This is a genomic window from Galactobacter caseinivorans, assembly GCF_003640665.1.
Lineage (GTDB): Bacteria > Actinomycetota > Actinomycetes > Actinomycetales > Micrococcaceae > Galactobacter > Galactobacter caseinivorans.
This window is the reverse complement of the sequence record NZ_QQXL01000002.1, coordinates 93,376-107,808: the sequence shown is the minus strand read 5'-3', so window position 1 is coordinate 107,808 and position 14,433 is coordinate 93,376. Positions and strand designations below refer to the sequence as shown.

General features: G+C 68.9%; 10 protein-coding genes. 6 read left to right on the top strand and 4 right to left on the bottom strand.

Annotation, left to right across the window (positions count from 1 at the left end; genetic code table 11):
• The first annotated feature begins 104 nt into the window (after positions 1-104).
• On the top strand, positions 105-3,704 hold the full coding sequence (locus DWQ67_RS04095; RefSeq protein ID WP_158595361.1) for an FtsK/SpoIIIE domain-containing protein: 3,600 nt from the start codon (positions 105-107) through the stop codon (positions 3,702-3,704).
• A 188-nt stretch (positions 3,705-3,892) separates the two neighbouring features.
• Here the strand turns inward: DWQ67_RS04095 and DWQ67_RS04090 are convergent, their stop codons facing one another.
• Positions 3,893-4,396: a hypothetical protein gene (locus DWQ67_RS04090; protein WP_121484329.1), complete on the bottom strand. Its 504-nt coding sequence runs from the start codon at positions 4,394-4,396 to the stop codon at positions 3,893-3,895.
• 320 nt (positions 4,397-4,716) lie between these two features.
• Here DWQ67_RS04090 and DWQ67_RS04085 point away from each other — a divergent pair, with 320 nt between their 5' ends.
• Both DWQ67_RS04085 and DWQ67_RS04080 read left to right on the top strand, forming a co-directional pair.
• Positions 4,717-4,965 carry a WhiB family transcriptional regulator gene (locus DWQ67_RS04085; RefSeq protein WP_121484328.1) on the top strand — a complete coding sequence of 83 codons (249 nt, stop codon included), beginning with the start codon at positions 4,717-4,719 and terminating at the stop codon, positions 4,963-4,965.
• Between the two features lie 115 nt (positions 4,966-5,080).
• The gene (locus tag DWQ67_RS04080) at positions 5,081-7,690 is read left to right on the top strand and encodes a Stk1 family PASTA domain-containing Ser/Thr kinase (RefSeq protein ID WP_121484327.1); all 2,610 of its coding nucleotides are present in this window, start codon (positions 5,081-5,083) and stop codon (positions 7,688-7,690) included.
• 121 nt (positions 7,691-7,811) lie between these two features.
• On the opposite strand, the gene DWQ67_RS04075 is transcribed toward DWQ67_RS04080, so the two are convergent.
• From DWQ67_RS04075 to DWQ67_RS04065, 3 genes are all read right to left on the bottom strand, one after another.
• The gene (locus DWQ67_RS04075) at positions 7,812-8,585 is read right to left on the bottom strand and encodes a nucleoside phosphorylase (RefSeq protein ID WP_158595360.1); all 774 of its coding nucleotides are present in this window, start codon (positions 8,583-8,585) and stop codon (positions 7,812-7,814) included.
• 44 nt (positions 8,586-8,629) lie between these two features.
• A complete protein-coding gene (locus DWQ67_RS04070) occupies positions 8,630-10,009 on the bottom strand; it encodes a class II 3-deoxy-7-phosphoheptulonate synthase (protein ID WP_121484325.1) in 1,380 nt (459 codons plus the stop codon).
• Positions 10,010-10,140: 131 nt separating this feature from the next.
• A complete protein-coding gene (locus tag DWQ67_RS04065; protein ID WP_121484324.1) occupies positions 10,141-10,845 on the bottom strand; it encodes a lysophospholipid acyltransferase family protein in 705 nt (234 codons plus the stop codon).
• A gap of 126 nt (positions 10,846-10,971) precedes the next feature.
• Here DWQ67_RS04065 and DWQ67_RS04060 point away from each other — a divergent pair, with 126 nt between their 5' ends.
• From DWQ67_RS04060 to DWQ67_RS04050, 3 genes are all read left to right on the top strand, one after another.
• On the top strand, positions 10,972-11,787 hold the full coding sequence (locus DWQ67_RS04060) for an alpha/beta hydrolase (protein WP_121484323.1): 816 nt from the start codon (positions 10,972-10,974) through the stop codon (positions 11,785-11,787).
• Positions 11,784-12,395, top strand: a complete 612-nt coding sequence (locus DWQ67_RS04055; RefSeq protein WP_121484322.1) for a hypothetical protein — start codon at positions 11,784-11,786, stop codon at positions 12,393-12,395. Before DWQ67_RS04060 ends, DWQ67_RS04055 begins: the two co-directional genes overlap by 4 nt.
• A 124-nt stretch (positions 12,396-12,519) precedes the next feature.
• Positions 12,520-14,325 (top strand): AMP-dependent synthetase/ligase, encoded by a 1,806-nt coding sequence (locus tag DWQ67_RS04050; protein WP_121484321.1) that lies wholly within the window; start codon positions 12,520-12,522, stop codon positions 14,323-14,325.
• The last annotated feature ends 108 nt before the right edge of the window (positions 14,326-14,433 follow it).

The window sequence follows — 14,433 nt, the reverse complement described above, 5'->3', positions numbered from 1 at the left end:
GGCAGACGCAGCCAAGGGGGCTGGGGCACCAAACTGGGAGGGCTCGAGTGCGGATGTGGAGGGCTGGGACAACCCGAACCCTGCTGACTGATCAGGTCCTTGATGTGGGCACCGCACGCACATGGGCCGCGCAGGAGTTGGGGCTGCCCAGTACCGAGCGGCCATCCCTTGAAGGGGACCGTCTGCGCTTCGCGGAAGCCTCCCCCTCAGGGGCGGCGGCCGGGCCGGAGTCCAGCGCCACACAACGCCGACTCTCCGTCATGTTGGTGATCGAGAGCGGCCCCGACGCCGGGTGGTGTGTGCCCCTGCCTCCGGGCCAGAGCGTGTGGGGGCGGGGCCCTCATCGGGTCCAGGTGGAGGACCCCTCCATCTCGCGGCGGGAGGCCGTCGTCACCGTGAGCGCTCAGGGCATTACGGTGAGCTCGCTGGGCAGATCTCCGCTCTACGTCGATCATCGCCCCTGCCGCTCTGCGAAGGTGGATGAGCGCCACGTGGTGCGCATAGGCGCCAATGCCTGCACCTTTTTGCCCCGCGCGCCGCTCGCCGTTCCTCACCTGCGACAGCCCGTCCCCCAGGTAGACATCCACGAGCCGCCTCCCCCGCGGCGCCCGTGGCTCCAGGCCCTCGCCGCAGTGGCACCACTGGCCATCGGGGCGGCACTCGTCGTCTTCACTGGGCAGTGGCTCATGTTGCTCTTTGGGCTCGTCGGACTGCTCACGGGCGGGGTGGCGTGTGTGAGTGATCTCCGAGAACGCCGGGCCTTCGGACGGCACTGCGCCGCAGAGGCCGCTGCCCACGCCGCCGGACTGCTCCGAGAACATCCGGCGCCGGGCACCCTCCTGGCGGCATGGCGGCGTCCAGCGCCCGCAGAAAGAGTGTTGCGCGCTGATCGCGACCTCACCAGCGCCGACGACTCGCGCTCCCCCGTGCCTCCGGTGAGGATTGGGCTCCAGACCCACGCCAGCATCGCTGTCCGGGCCCCCGGCCTCAAGTGGCCCTCCCAACGCGTCGCTGCCGCCCCGTCGCTGTGCGCCCCGCGCCCAGGGGAACGCATTGCTGTGATGGGCGGCGACTCGGATACCGGCCAGGTGCTCCGTACCTTCGCCGCGGTCTGGGCACAGGCGGCCAGCCACGGGCTGGGACGGCTCACCGTCGGCAGATCCGCCGAGCTCCCCGCAGGCCTGCTCAGACTCCCGGGCGTCACCCTGGCTTCGCCAGAACAAGCGGCGCATCTGGTGTTTCAGGCTGCCAGTACCGACGCACGCCCCGTTGCGCCTGTGCACGTCCACCTGGGTCCGTTTCCGGGGGCGGAGTGGGTGGTGGACACCGTGACGGCGGCCGTCACATCGCTCCGCGCCGCGGAAGGTGCCGACTCGCGCGCTCGGCGCGCCGCACGCCGTCGGGCACATTCAACGATCGAGGGGCCCAGTTTCCGTGCGTTAGCGCAAGCGCTGGAGGATCACGAGTCACGGGAGGCCGCAACGGACACCCGCCTCGCCGATGGTGGCAGCGGTGGCGGCGGTGCCCGGGTTCCCGGCCCGGCACCCCAGTCCACCGGTGCCCGGCCAAGCGCAGGCGTGGTGATCGGCAGTGGAGAGGACGGCCCTGTCGCGCTCGACCTGGACCGCGACGGCCCCCATGCGCTCGTTGCGGGCTCCACCGGATCCGGCAAATCCGAGCTCCTACGGACGTGGATCACCGGCCTCTGCCAGTCCCTGGATGCCCAACGCCTGCGCCTACTTCTCTTTGACTTCAAGGGTGGCTCCACCTTTGACCCCTTCGCCGCATTGCCCCAGGTAGAAGAGCTGGTCACCGATTTGGACACCGAGGCCGTGGCCCGGGTGCTGGATTCGCTGTCCGGGGAACTCACGCGCAGGGAGGTGTGGCTGCGCACACGCGGTTTCAGCGACCTCGCAGAGGCACTTGCAGCGGAGGGCCCCGAGGAGCTTGCCCCTCCCAGGATTGTGGTGGTGGTGGACGAGTTCCGCGTGCTGGCCGAGCAGGTCCCGGAGGTCCTCGATCGCATGGTCCGGCTGGCGACGGTGGGCCGCTCGCTCGGTGTTCATCTCCTTCTTGCCACCCAGCGCCCGCAGGGGATTGTCTCCGCTGACATCCGGGCCAACGTAAACCTGAGGCTGTGCCTGCGCGTTCAGTCGGAGGCGGATTCAATGGAGCTCATTTCCACCTCCGCCGGGGCGGCCCTGCCCGCGGACCGACCCGGGCTGTGCCTGATCGCCATCGGCTCCAAGCCTGCGATGCAATGCAAGGTTGCCTCGGTTCGTGCCAGTTCGGAGCCCATCGCCGGGTTGTTGGTGGGTCCCCGGTGCTCGGATGTTCGCCGGTCCCAGCTGACGCCCCTTCCGGGCAGCGGCTGGGAGGCTCGCCTGCAGGCGATTCGGCAGGCCTCACCTCCGGCGCCCGCGCCCTTTGTCATCGCGCCGCTTCCGACGTCGTTGGGGCGCCTCAGCGCCAAGAGGGAGCCCCAGGAGCTGCTGCTGGGGCTGCGCGCCGGGAGGGAGCGTTTGCACCCCTGGCGGTTTCGCCCGGGGCGGGACGGCCACGTCGCGGTGCTGTGTTCCGCGGATGCGGAACGCACGGCTATGGCGCGCGCCCTGCTCGACGACGCACGGGGCCGCCCGCTGTTGGCTGGCAGTTCAGTGGTGCTGGACGGGGTGGGCGCCACAGATCCGTTGGACCCTGCCTGGGGCCTCGCGTTGACCCCTGCATCGACGGCAGCGGCTGACGAGGCGCTTGAGGCGTTGGCCCAGGGCCACCGGCCCGGGGCCGGACCTGCAATCGTGTGGCTGCTGGCGCCCGATCGGTGGTGGGGTGACCTGGCCGAGCCGGCGTCCCTGCGCAGGGAGGCGCTCTTGGGAGCGATCCTGCGCCGGCAGGACTTGAGTGTGATTGCGGTGGGCGGCCGGGAACTCCTCATCTCCCGCCACCTGGCGGCCTTTGGACGGCGAGTCCACGTGCCCTTTGGGGTGGGACCGGAAACGGCGCAGCTGTGGCCCCCGCTGCGCGCGTGTGCGCCGGTTCCCGGTCGAGGAGTGCTGCTGAGCCCGGAGGGACCAGTCCGCGGAGAACTGGTGCAGCTCAGGACGCAGTCGCGTCGCGACGGAACCGCTGACGCGTCGGCGACACCCGTCGCTGAAGGGATGGCCGCCGGATGGCTGCCCCTCCCTGCTGTGGCCACAGCGGCCGTGCCTCCTGCGGTGGCCGTGAGGAGCCTGAGCCTGGCGCCGGTGGAGTGGGCACCAGAACGGCTTGGGGTCATCCTGGGGGCGGCAGGCAGTGGCAGGACGCAGGCCCTGCGCCGAGTCGCGGCACAGTTGCCTGGGACAGCCCAATGGATTGGACGGGATGAGCCGCTTCCGCGCCAGTTGACGCGCGGGCACTGGTGGGTGCTGGACGACGCTGACTCACGCTCATACGAGGATCATGAGCGCATCTCGGATCATTTGCGGGCAGGCGGACGGGCGCTGGCCGCGGCCCGTTCCACACCCCACCCGGCTGGGCGCCTTCCCTGGTGGGGGCATCTGGATCCCCATGCCGACGTGGCACTGATGGGGCCGCGCACCAAGAACGAGACCGAAACCTTGGGGTGGAACGTGCCGGCTGACCCGGACGCCCCGCCTGGGCGCGGCTGGCTCACGCCTCGAGGCTCAAACCAACCGGTGAGGGTGCAGTGGCTCCTGCCGTGAGTCGTTGGTCCTGTGAGGTGCGATCATCACACCGCTTCGCCATGGGCTGCCGCGACGGCCTTCCGACGGGATTCGAGCAAGTCGAGCATCTCGGCGAGGAGCGGAGCGGCACGGCGCGCCTTCGTAGCGGATCTCCAGACGATGCCTGAGAACGTGAGAAAGGTGACGCTCGCTGAAACGTCCCCAGGCTAACCCCGGCGCGCCCTCGCCGAGGCCTGATCGTCCGCTTCAAGGAACAGCCGCGTGGTCGGGGAGAACACCAGCACCAGCGCCACAGCACCGGGGATGAACAGCCCAAGGCCCACGGCGAAGCCGAGCCAGTCGCCATACTGCGGGGCGCTGACCAGGTACTGGATGGACAAGATGATCTGGAAGAGCTGCCACACCACCACGGCGGCCCGAGTCCAGGCCCGGCCGGCTCGGTGCTTCAGACCAACCATCACCTGCCACGCGCCAGCTGCCACCATGAGCACGGGGAGGAAGATGCGCCCGGCCATAGTGATGGGGCTGGGCGAACCCAGGTCCGCCAGTTGCAAGGCGGCCACCACCCACACGGCCAGCGCCTCCAGCAAGACCAGCACCACGGTAACGCTCACCGTCCAGGGCCGCGCGGGTGCTTGCGGCACGGCGGGGGCGGCGGGTGTCCGGTCTGCGGCGGACGGGCGGGGGGTCTTCTTCTTGGCGGCGCTCACCGGACCAGTCTAATGAGCGCACTGGCACGGGCGGCACCTTCTTCTGGGTGCTCAGACTCGGTAGTCTGGGCGCAGGCGTGCCAGCGCATACCGCCACGGACGCTAGTGGCCACACGTAGCAGACAGATGTCCCGAACGTGAACGGTGAGAAACCCCACAGCACATCCAGGCAACCCGTGGGACTCCCACCCTTGTCCTCCCGGCATGGGCGTGGAAACATTGAAATGAATGACCAAGGGTGCATTCACCCTGTGGCCGCGTCCCCTGAAGTTCCCCCTGCGGCCGGACGCGCATTGCAACTACCGAGGAGTACCTAGAGCATGAGTTGGCGCGACAAAGCCGCATGCCTGGACAAGGATCCGGACCTGTTTTTCCCCGTCGGAAACACTGGCCCGGCCTTGCTCCAGATCGAGGAAGCGAAGGGCGTTTGCCGCACGTGTGACGTGGTCGACAAGTGCCTTCAGTGGGCCATCGAGTCCGGCCAGGACGCTGGCGTCTGGGGCGGCATGAGTGAGGACGAGCGCCGCGCCATGAAGCGCCGCGCTGCCCGCGCCCGCCGCGCCTCCTGACACCACCTGCCTGAACCCAGGCTTCGACCCGGGGCCGCAACACCTTCCATGCGAAGGGTGTGCGGCCCCGAGTCGTTTCCAGGCTCAGCCCTCCCCCTGACCTAGGATCGAGACCGTGACAGAGTCCACCTCCCGCGACCCGCTGATCGGCACCTTGCTCGATGACCGCTACGTCATCGAGCGCCGCGTCGCGCGCGGAGGCATGTCTACGGTGTACGTCGCCAAGGACTCCAAGCTGCTGCGCCAGGTCGCCATCAAGGTGCTCTATCCGCACCTGGCAGAGGACCCGTCCTTTGTGCGCCGCTTTGAGTCAGAGGCCATCACGGCCGCCCGACTCTCCCATCCCCACGTCGTCTCCGTTTTTGATCAAGGCGTGGACGGCGAGACCGCCTACCTGGTCCTCGAATACGTCCCAGGGGCCACCCTGCGGGACGTTCTGCGCACGCAGGGCGCCATCTCACCCCGCGCCGCGCTTCAGGTCACGGACGCGGTCCTCTCCGGGCTCGCCGCGGCCCACGACGCCGGCCTGGTGCACCGCGACGTGAAGCCAGAAAACGTCCTGCTCTCCCCCGACGGCCGCATCAAGGTGGCTGATTTTGGCCTGGCCCGCGCCGCCTCCGCGCACACCGCCACCGGCGCCCTGATCGGCACTGTCGCCTACGTTTCCCCCGAGCTGGTCACCGGCCGCCCGGCAGATTCACGCAGCGATCTCTACGCCCTGGGCGTGCTGCTCTACGAGATGCTCACCGGCACGCAGCCCTTCTCCGCTGAGACCGCCTGGCAGGTGGCCATGGCGCACGTGAACTCCGAGGTCCCCGCCCCCTCAGACAAGGTGGAGGGGCTCTCCCCGGAGCTTGATGACCTGGTGCGCTGGAGCACCGAGCAGGACCCGGAGGACCGGCCCAATGACGCGGCGGCCATGCTCTCTGAGCTGCGCCACATCCGCTCGGAGCTCACGCCGGAGCAGTTGGATTTGGGCGAGGATCCCACGCCGATTGGCCCCCTTCTCACTGCCACCCTCGCCGTCATGGGGCGCGACGCCGCGAGGCGCCTCCCCGGCGCGGCCGCACCTGCCGCGCTGGGTGGCACAGCAGCAGCGGCGGGAGCCGCTGCCCTGGCTGCCTCCGCTCGCTCCGGCTCCGGCGACGCCTCCGAGGCCGCAACGCGCGCCTTCGGCCAGCCAGCTAGCCAGCCCGGCGCCGAGTCGGAGGCGCAGACCCGCGCCCTGGATCAGTCCGAGGCGGCGACGCAGGCCCTGGGTGAGTCCGGCTTAGGCGCGTCCTCCTCGGGTGCGTCCGCATCCGAGGACAAGGACGCCGACTCCTCGGAGTACGGCGACACGGACGCGGCCACTCAGGTCTTCGATGCCGCCGAGTTCCCCACGGCCGCCATGCCTTCCACCCCCGGCTCGACGCTGGGCTCAGGTTCGGCGGGCGCGGCGGCCTCTGCAGACACGGACGAGGACAGCGACGCCCCGTTCGACTGGGAAGCACCCACCACGCCCATCCAGCATTCCGGAGACCCTGTCACCCGGCAGACTGCCTCGCAGCAGCCCTCTTATGCCGCAGACCCGCAGACGCAGGTGCTCCCCGGCCCCGCGGCGTCGGGCCAGGGCATGTCCGGCCAAGGCATGTCAGGCCAGGGTTCATCGGAACAGGGCGCGCCGGGCGCCGGCGCATCAGCCGGTTCGGTGCTGCCCCGCCTGCCCCGGGAGACCTGTCCGGTGGAACCGGAGCAGGGTGCCAACCTCAGCAAGCGCGAGCAACGCGCGGAGGCCAAGGCGTGGAAGAAGGAGGCCCAGCGTCCCACCGAGCGTCTGGGCACCTCCGGCGCCAAGCGTCGCGGCTGGATCTGGGCAGTGGTAGTGGTCATCGTTGCCGCCCTGATAGGCACCGGCGCGTGGTTCTTTGGCGCCGGCCCCGGCGGTGAGGTCATCGTTCCCACGGTGCAGGGCCAAAGCGTGGACGCGGCCAAGGCGGCGCTCTCCGCGGAGGGCGTGAGCGTCACAGAGCAAGAGGTCTTCGACGAGAAGCTGGAGGCCGGGCAGGTGATCGGCACGGACCCACCGGCCGGCTCAAGCCAGCGCAAGTTCAACTCGGTGCAGCTCCTGGTCTCTAAGGGACCGGAGCTGTTTCGCGTCCCCAACGTGGTCGGGTACGCCCAGAAGGCCGCCGCCGCCAAGCTCACCAAGGCCAACCTGGCCCCGGGCAAGGTGACGCGGGACTGGGACGAGTCCGCTCCCAAGGGCCAAGTGATCAAGCAGGGCACCGCGGCGGACAAGGAGCTGCGCAGCGGCAGCAAGGTGGCGCTGGTGCTCTCCAAGGGCCCGGCGCCCGTCGCCGTGCCGGAACTCAACGGCCGCAGCGCGGAGGACGCCAAGGAATTGTTGGAGGCCGTGCAGTTGGACTCGGTCCAAGGAGACGACGTCTTCTCAGACACCGTCCCGGCCGGCCAGATCGCGGAACAGTCCACCAAGGCGGGCACCAAGGTCAACAAGGGCAGCAAGGTCACCTGGCAGCTCTCCAAGGGCCCGGAGCTCGTGGAGGTCCCGAAGGTCACCTGGCGCTCCCCCGCCGCAGCGCGCAAGACCCTGGAGGACGCCGGATTTAAGGTCAAGGAGAACGTCTCCAGCCTGGGCCGCATCCTGAACCAGGTCATCTCGCAGAGCCCCAAGGCCGGCACCAAGGTCAAGCCTGGCACGGAAATCACCATCGGGATCTCCTAGCAACCCGCTGGGGAGCAACCGCTCCAACGAACAAGGCGCCCGACGCCGCGTGGTGACCACGCGGCGTCGGGCGCCTTGACGTTTGGCTAGGTTCAGCTGCGCTGAGCCGGCTGCGTTGGCCTCAGCCCAGGCGCACCACGGCGTCCAGGGCCAGGTCCAGGGCGGTGGCCCTGGCGGCGATGCCCCAGCCGCGGGGATCGTGACCCTCCAGGTCCGCCAGGGAGTCAGCCGTGTAGAGCAGCTGCGCATAGTCCACGCCGCGGAAGGCGCTGGCGGCGGCCAGGGCGGAGCACTCCATATCCACCACGTCGCACCCCTGCTCCTTGCGCCGATTGATCACGGCGGGGGTCTCGCGGTAGAAGCCGTCGGTGGTCCACGTGCTGACCTCCGCGTAGTCGCGGCCCGCGGCCACGAGCGCGTCCTTCACGGCCTGCACCGAGCGGGGATCAAGGTCAATCCAGTCCCCGGCCGGGGCGTAGTGGTAGCTGGTGCCTTCATCGCGCAGAGCGCGCGTGGGGACCAGCATGGCGTTCTCCTCATGCGAGTGCAGGGCGCCGCAGGAGCCCACCGCCACCACGTGCCGCGCTCCAAGGTTGATGCCGAACTCGAGGTTCTGCACCGCTGCGGGGGCACCGAGCGGGGCCAGCACAATCCCCACCTTGGTGCCACGGTGCTCCGTGACAAAGTACGGGAAGTTGCGCGTGATGCTCTCCAGCTCCGCGCCCACCTCCCAGCCGCGCTCTGCAGCGAACTGATCCACCGTGGGGCCAAGGAAGGCCATCACGAGGCGGGAGGGCAGGGTGTCCGGGGCATAGGACTCGCGGTCCCACCCACCGATCAGGTCCTTCGGGTCGGAATCGAGGTCCAGGAGGGCATGTTCGCCGAGTGTGAGCATGGTTCCCATTCTCCCACGGGCGGCGGGCCCGGTGGTGCCGTGACTCAGCGGTGAGCCAGGTGCTCCGCGACCAGGAAGGCCATCTCCAGAGACTGCGCGTGGTTCAGGCGCGGGTCGCAGACGGACTCGTAGAGCTCGTCAAACTGCTCCTCGCGGATGGGGTCCGCGCCGCCGAGGCACTCCGCCACATCGTCGCCCGTCATCTCCACGTGCAGGCCGCCGGGGACCGTGCCCATGGCGCGGTGCACGTCAAAGAAGCCGCGCACCTCATCCATGACGTCCTCGAAGCGGCGGGTCTTGTAGCCGTTCTGGGAGGTGACGGTATTGCCGTGCATGGGATCCGTGACCCACACGACCTGCGCGCCGGAATCACGCACCGCCTGGACGATGGGCGGCAGCGCCTCACGAATCTTGGAGGCGCCCATGCGCGTGATGAAGGTCAGGCGGCCCGGCTCGCGGTCGGGATCCAGCTTGTTGATCAGATCCAGCGCGTCCTGGCCCGTGGTGGTGGGTCCAAGCTTCACGCCGATGGGGTTGCGGACCTTGGAGAGGAAGTCCACGTGTGCGCCGTCCAGCTCGCGGGTGCGCTCACCAATCCAGAGGAAATGCCCCGAGGTGTCATACGGGGTGCCGGTGCGGGAATCGGTGCGCGTCAGGGCACGCTCGTAGTCCAGCAACAGCGCCTCGTGGGAGGCGTAGAACTCCGCGCGCTTCAGCGCCTCAAAGTCGGCGCCACAGGCCTCCATGAAGTGCACGGCACGGTCAATCTCACCAGCCAGCTGCTCGTACTCGTGGTAGGCCGGGTTGGACATGAAGCCCTGATTCCAGGAGTGCACCAGGCGCAGGTCGGCGAAGCCACCCTGCGTGAAGGCGCGGATCAGGTTCAGCGTGGAGGCGGACGTGTGGTACGCCTGCACCATGCGGGCCGGGTTGTGCACGCGGGACTCCGGCGTGAACTCGTAGCCGTTCACAATGTCTCCACGGAAGGCCGGCAGCGTGACATCCCCGCGGGTTTCCGAGTCGGAGGAGCGCGGCTTGGCAAACTGGCCGGCCATGCGGCCCATCTTGATGACCGGCATCTGCGCGCCGTAGGTCAGGACCACTGCCATCTGCAGGATGGTCTTGACGCGGGACTGGATGCGATCCGCCGTGGCGGCCTCAAAGGTCTCAGCGCAGTCCCCGCCCTGGAGCAGGAAGGCCTCGCCACGGGCGGCGGCGGCCAGACGGGACTTGAGCACGTCCACCTCGCCGGCAAAAACCAGCGGGGGCAGGGTGCCTAGCTCTGCCACAGCACGCGCGTGCTCGGGGCTGCCCTGCCAACTGGGCTGCTGCTTGGCGCTCAGCTGGCGCCACGCATCAAGCGCGGGGTCGGTGGCGGGTCCGGACTGCGTTCCGGCGAGCGTGGCGTGTACAGGAAGACTCACGCTCGCTAGCTTAGCGAGCGCCGCGCGGGCGGCGTATTCCGTGCGTCACGCGCGCGTCTCCCGTGTCATTTTGGACCCGGCGCGCGCACGGCTCAACGCCAGGCACCCGGCCCGACGCCGCGGCGTCGGGCCTAGTGCGCCGCCTTGCGCCGCGCGGTGGCCTTGGCCGCCTGTTCTTCCTTGACGACGGCAGCGTAGCGGTCCACGTACTCCTGTCCGGAGAGGCGCTGGATGCTGGCCATGACCTGATCGGTGACCTCACGCAGCGCGGCCTGGTCGGAGACATCCGCGGTGCGGCCCGGAATGGGCTCTCCCACGATCATGCCCACGCGCCGCAGGGAGGGGATGCGCTGGCCAATGGGCTGCATGCGGTCGGTGCCGATCATGGCCACCGGGATGATGGGCAGGCCGGTCTCCAACGCCAGGCGGGCCACGCCAACCTTGCCCCGGTACAGGCGTCCGTCCGGGCTGCGCGTGCCCTCCGGGTAGATGCCGAGCAGCTTGCCCTCCGTCAGCGCGATGCGCCCGCTGTCCAGGGACTTGAGGGAGGCCGTGCCTCCGGTGCGATCCATGGGCAGCTGATTGGTCGCCAGGAAAAAACGGCGCTTGAGCAGCCCCATCACGCCCTTGCCGGTGAAGTACTCCTTCTTGGCCAGGAAGGAGATGGGGCGTGGGCACAGCACGGGCAGGATCACCGAGTCGGAAACGGAGAGGTGGTTGGAGGCGATGATGGCCCCACCCTCCGTGGGAAGGTTCTCCAGCCCACGCACCCACGGCCGGAAGAGCACGCGGCACAGGGGAGCCACAACAAAGGTCTTGGCGAACCAATAGAACACGGGCGCAGGCCCCTTCCTGGGAGGTCTCCGGTTGCCGGGCCGCAAGGCGCGGCGGCGGGCGGGACTGCACCGCCGGACGGATACGCTCTACTGTAAAGCCAAGCCCAGCCAAGGAAGGCGGTTCACATGCCGCAGGGCATTCACCACGCCGATCCGCGCCAGCCGTACTTTGCTCAGGGAAGCACCGGCGTAGCGGTCATAGTTCAGCACGGCTTCACCTCCGTGCCCGGCTCGGTTTTTCCTTGGGTCCAGGCCTTTGAGCAGGCCGGGCACACGGTGTCCGCGCCGATGCTGGCCGGGCACGGCACGGCCTGGCGGGACATGATCCCGGTGACCTATCCCGAATGGACTCTGGCGCTGGAGGCGGAGTTTGACCGTCTTGCGGCGACACATCGGCACGTGGTGGTGGCCGGCATCTCCATGGGCGGCGCCCTGGCGCTGCACCTTGCCGCCGTGCGCCGCCCGGCAGCGGTGCTCACCGTCAACCCCGCCCTGTACCCGCACCCGTTGGCACTGCGCCTGGCCGGCCCCCTGAAGCGCTGGGTGCCCTCCACCGCGGCCGTCGGTGATGACATCAGCAAGCCCGGCGTCACCGAGGGCGCCTACGAGCGCACCCCCACCGCCGCGGCGCACCAGTTGGCCCGGCTGGAGGCGCTGGTGCGGCGAGAGCTGCCCGGCATTGAGGCTCCGCTGACGCTCTTCCGTTCGGATACCGACCACGTGGTCTCCGATGCCTCCGTGCGCACCCTGTTGCACGGCCTCAATCCGGACGCCCGCGCCCGCGTGCGCCGGGTTGCCCTGCACCGCAGCTTCCACGTCGCGACCGTTGATCACGATGCCGAGTTGATTGGTCGCATCAGCGTGGAGCGCGTCGCCGAGGCCACGGGGCTGGGGATGGCCCCGGCTGCGGGCCCGGCACAACCCTCTGGCGCAAGCGCATGAGCGGCTCCGAGGACGAGTGGGAGGACCTGGTCCGCCGCCTGGAGGCCACTGAATCCGGGGTCTCTGAGGAGGGCCCGGAGCCTGCGCGGGACCAAGATCAAGGTCCACTGCCCGACGACGCGGGGCACGGCCCCGGTCATGCCTCGCCACACTCCCCCGGCGGCCCTTCAACCCCCGGAACAACTTCACCCGGAGGCTCCGGCAACGCCGGCAGTTCCGGCCCCTTCAGCTTCAAGGTCGACCCCGCGTCCGGTTTTCAACGCCCAGGCGCGGCGAGTCCTTCCGGCCTCGGCAATGGCCACCCGGGCGGCATCACCCCGAGGGGCCCGCGCGACTCCGACGAGCCGGACGATGATCCGTTCGTCACCGACTTTGTGCCGCCGGAGGCGGAGCCGCTGCTCGTGGGCCGCCCGGACCGGGTGATCGCGTGGATCATCGCGACCGGCATGCCGCTGCTGCTCTTGGTGCTGCTGATCTTTGCTCGCAACGCCGTCCCACCCCTCTTGTGGCCGGTGATGCTGGTGTCCACCTTGGCCGCCTGGGTCTACCTGGTGTGGAAGCTTCCCGTGGATCGCGAGGAGGACGGCGATAACGGGGCCAGGATCTAGCGCCTCGCCGTGCGTCAGGTACGCGCGGGGCGATCGACGATGTTACCGTGAAGTATTCAACGTGACAGGCACCACAATCACGTAAAGTCGATTGACCCGAGCCTGTGTCTACCAAGGAGATCGAGTGCGCGAGATCATCATCCCGGCAAATGTGGAGAATCCGCCCGAGGCGGTGATTCCGGGGTTGCTGGCACGCCACCTGGACGCCGGGAAGAATCCCGTGTTGTTCTCCCGTCGCGACGAGAGCGGCAACTGGCGGCCCATCTCCGCTCAGGCCTTCAGCGACGACGCCCGCGCGGTGGCCAAGGGCCTCATGGCGCACGGCATCGAGAGTGGGGACCGCGTCGCGATCATGTCCCGCACCCGCTACGAGTGGACGCTGCTGGACTTCGCGATCGGCTTTGCCGGGGCCATCTCTGTGCCGGTCTACGAGACCTCCTCCCCGTCCCAGGTGGCCTGGATCCTTCAGGACTCCGGCACCAAGCTGGTCATGGTGGAGAACGCTGGCCATGAGAACGTGGTCCGCAAGGCCGTCCGCGATGAGGGCATCAGCTCGGTCCAGGACGCCCTCCAGATCGACGGCGGCGGGCTGGACACGCTGCGCCAGGACGGCGCCTCCATCACGGATGAGACGCTGGATGCCCGCACGCATTCCAGGGTCAAGGCGGACGTCGCCACGATCATCTACACCTCCGGCACCACCGGCAGGCCCAAGGGCTGCGAGCTCACGCACGCCAACTTCCTTGACCTCTCAGACAACGCGCTGTCCACGCTGGGCGACATTGTCAACGACAAGGCATCCACCCTGATGTTCCTGCCGCTGGCCCACGTCTTTGCCCGCTACATCGCGATCCTGGCCGTGGCCGCCGGCTCCAACGTTGGCCACACGCCGGACCTGAAGAACCTGCTGGCTGACTTGGGCTCACTCAAGCCCAGCTTCCTCCTGGCCGTGCCGCGCGTCTTTGAGAAGGTCTTCAACGGCGCCCTGCAGAAGGCTGATGACGGCGGCAAGGGCAAGATCTTCCGCGCTGCGGCTCTCACGGCCGTGGAGTACTCCCGCGCCTCCCTCACCGACAGCGGCAAGATTGCCCTTGGCCTCAAGCTCAAGCACGCCGTCTTTGACAAGCTGGTCTACGGGAAGCTGCGCACCGCCATGGGTGGTCGCATCACCCACGCCGTCTCCGGCGGCGGCCCGCTTGGTGAGCGCCTTGGCCACTTCTTCAACGGCATCGGCGTGACCATCCTGGAGGGCTACGGCCTCACGGAGACCACCGCGCCCATCGGCGTGAACACGCCCAAGCGCATCAAGATCGGCAGCGTGGGACGCCCCCTGCCCGGCAACGGCTACCGCATTGCCGATGATGGGGAAATCCTCGCCAAGGGCGACTGCATCTTCCTTGGCTACCTTGGCCGCCCCGACCTCACCGAAGAGGCGTTCGTGGATGGCTGGTTCCGGACCGGGGACATCGGCGAGTTGGACGATGACGGCTTCTTGAAGATCACCGGTCGCAAGAAGGAAATCATCGTGACCGCCGGCGGCAAGAACGTGGTGCCGGCACTGCTGGAGGACCAGATCCGCGCCTCCGCGATTGTGTCCCAGTGTGTGGTGGTTGGGGACCAGCGCAAGTTCATCGGCGCCCTCATCACCATCGACGAAGAGGCGCTCCCGGGCTGGCTGAACCGCCACCACCTGCCCGCCAGCACCACGCCGGCGCAGCTGGTGGACAACGCGGAGCTGCTCGCGGAGATCCAGACGGTCGTTGACCGCGCCAACGAGTCCGTCTCCCATGCGGAGGCCATCAAGAAGTTCCGCGTGGTCTCCTCAGACTTCACCGAGGAGTCCGGTCACCTGACCCCCTCCCTGAAGATCAAGCGAGCCACCGTGCTCAAGGACTACTCGGCCGAGGTAGAGGCGCTGTACGCCGACTAGTCCCGCCGGGCTAGGCAACACCAGCCAAGCAACACAACAAGGCGCCCGACGCCGCGAACTCAGCTTCGCGGCGTCGGGCGCCTTGTTGTTGTGGTCCCGTGCTTCTCG

Bases quoted from the DNA above. Each gene is read 5' to 3' on its own strand.
- DWQ67_RS04085 (WP_121484328.1), top strand. From the start codon at position 4,717: ATGAGTTGGCGCGACAAAGCCGCATGCCTGGACAAGGATCCGGACCTG.
- DWQ67_RS04075 (WP_158595360.1), bottom strand. From the start codon at position 8,585: ATGCTCACACTCGGCGAACATGCCCTCCTGGACCTCGATTCCGACCCG.
- DWQ67_RS04060 (WP_121484323.1), top strand. From the start codon at position 10,972: ATGCCGCAGGGCATTCACCACGCCGATCCGCGCCAGCCGTACTTTGCT.
- DWQ67_RS04055 (WP_121484322.1), top strand. From the start codon at position 11,784: ATGAGCGGCTCCGAGGACGAGTGGGAGGACCTGGTCCGCCGCCTGGAG.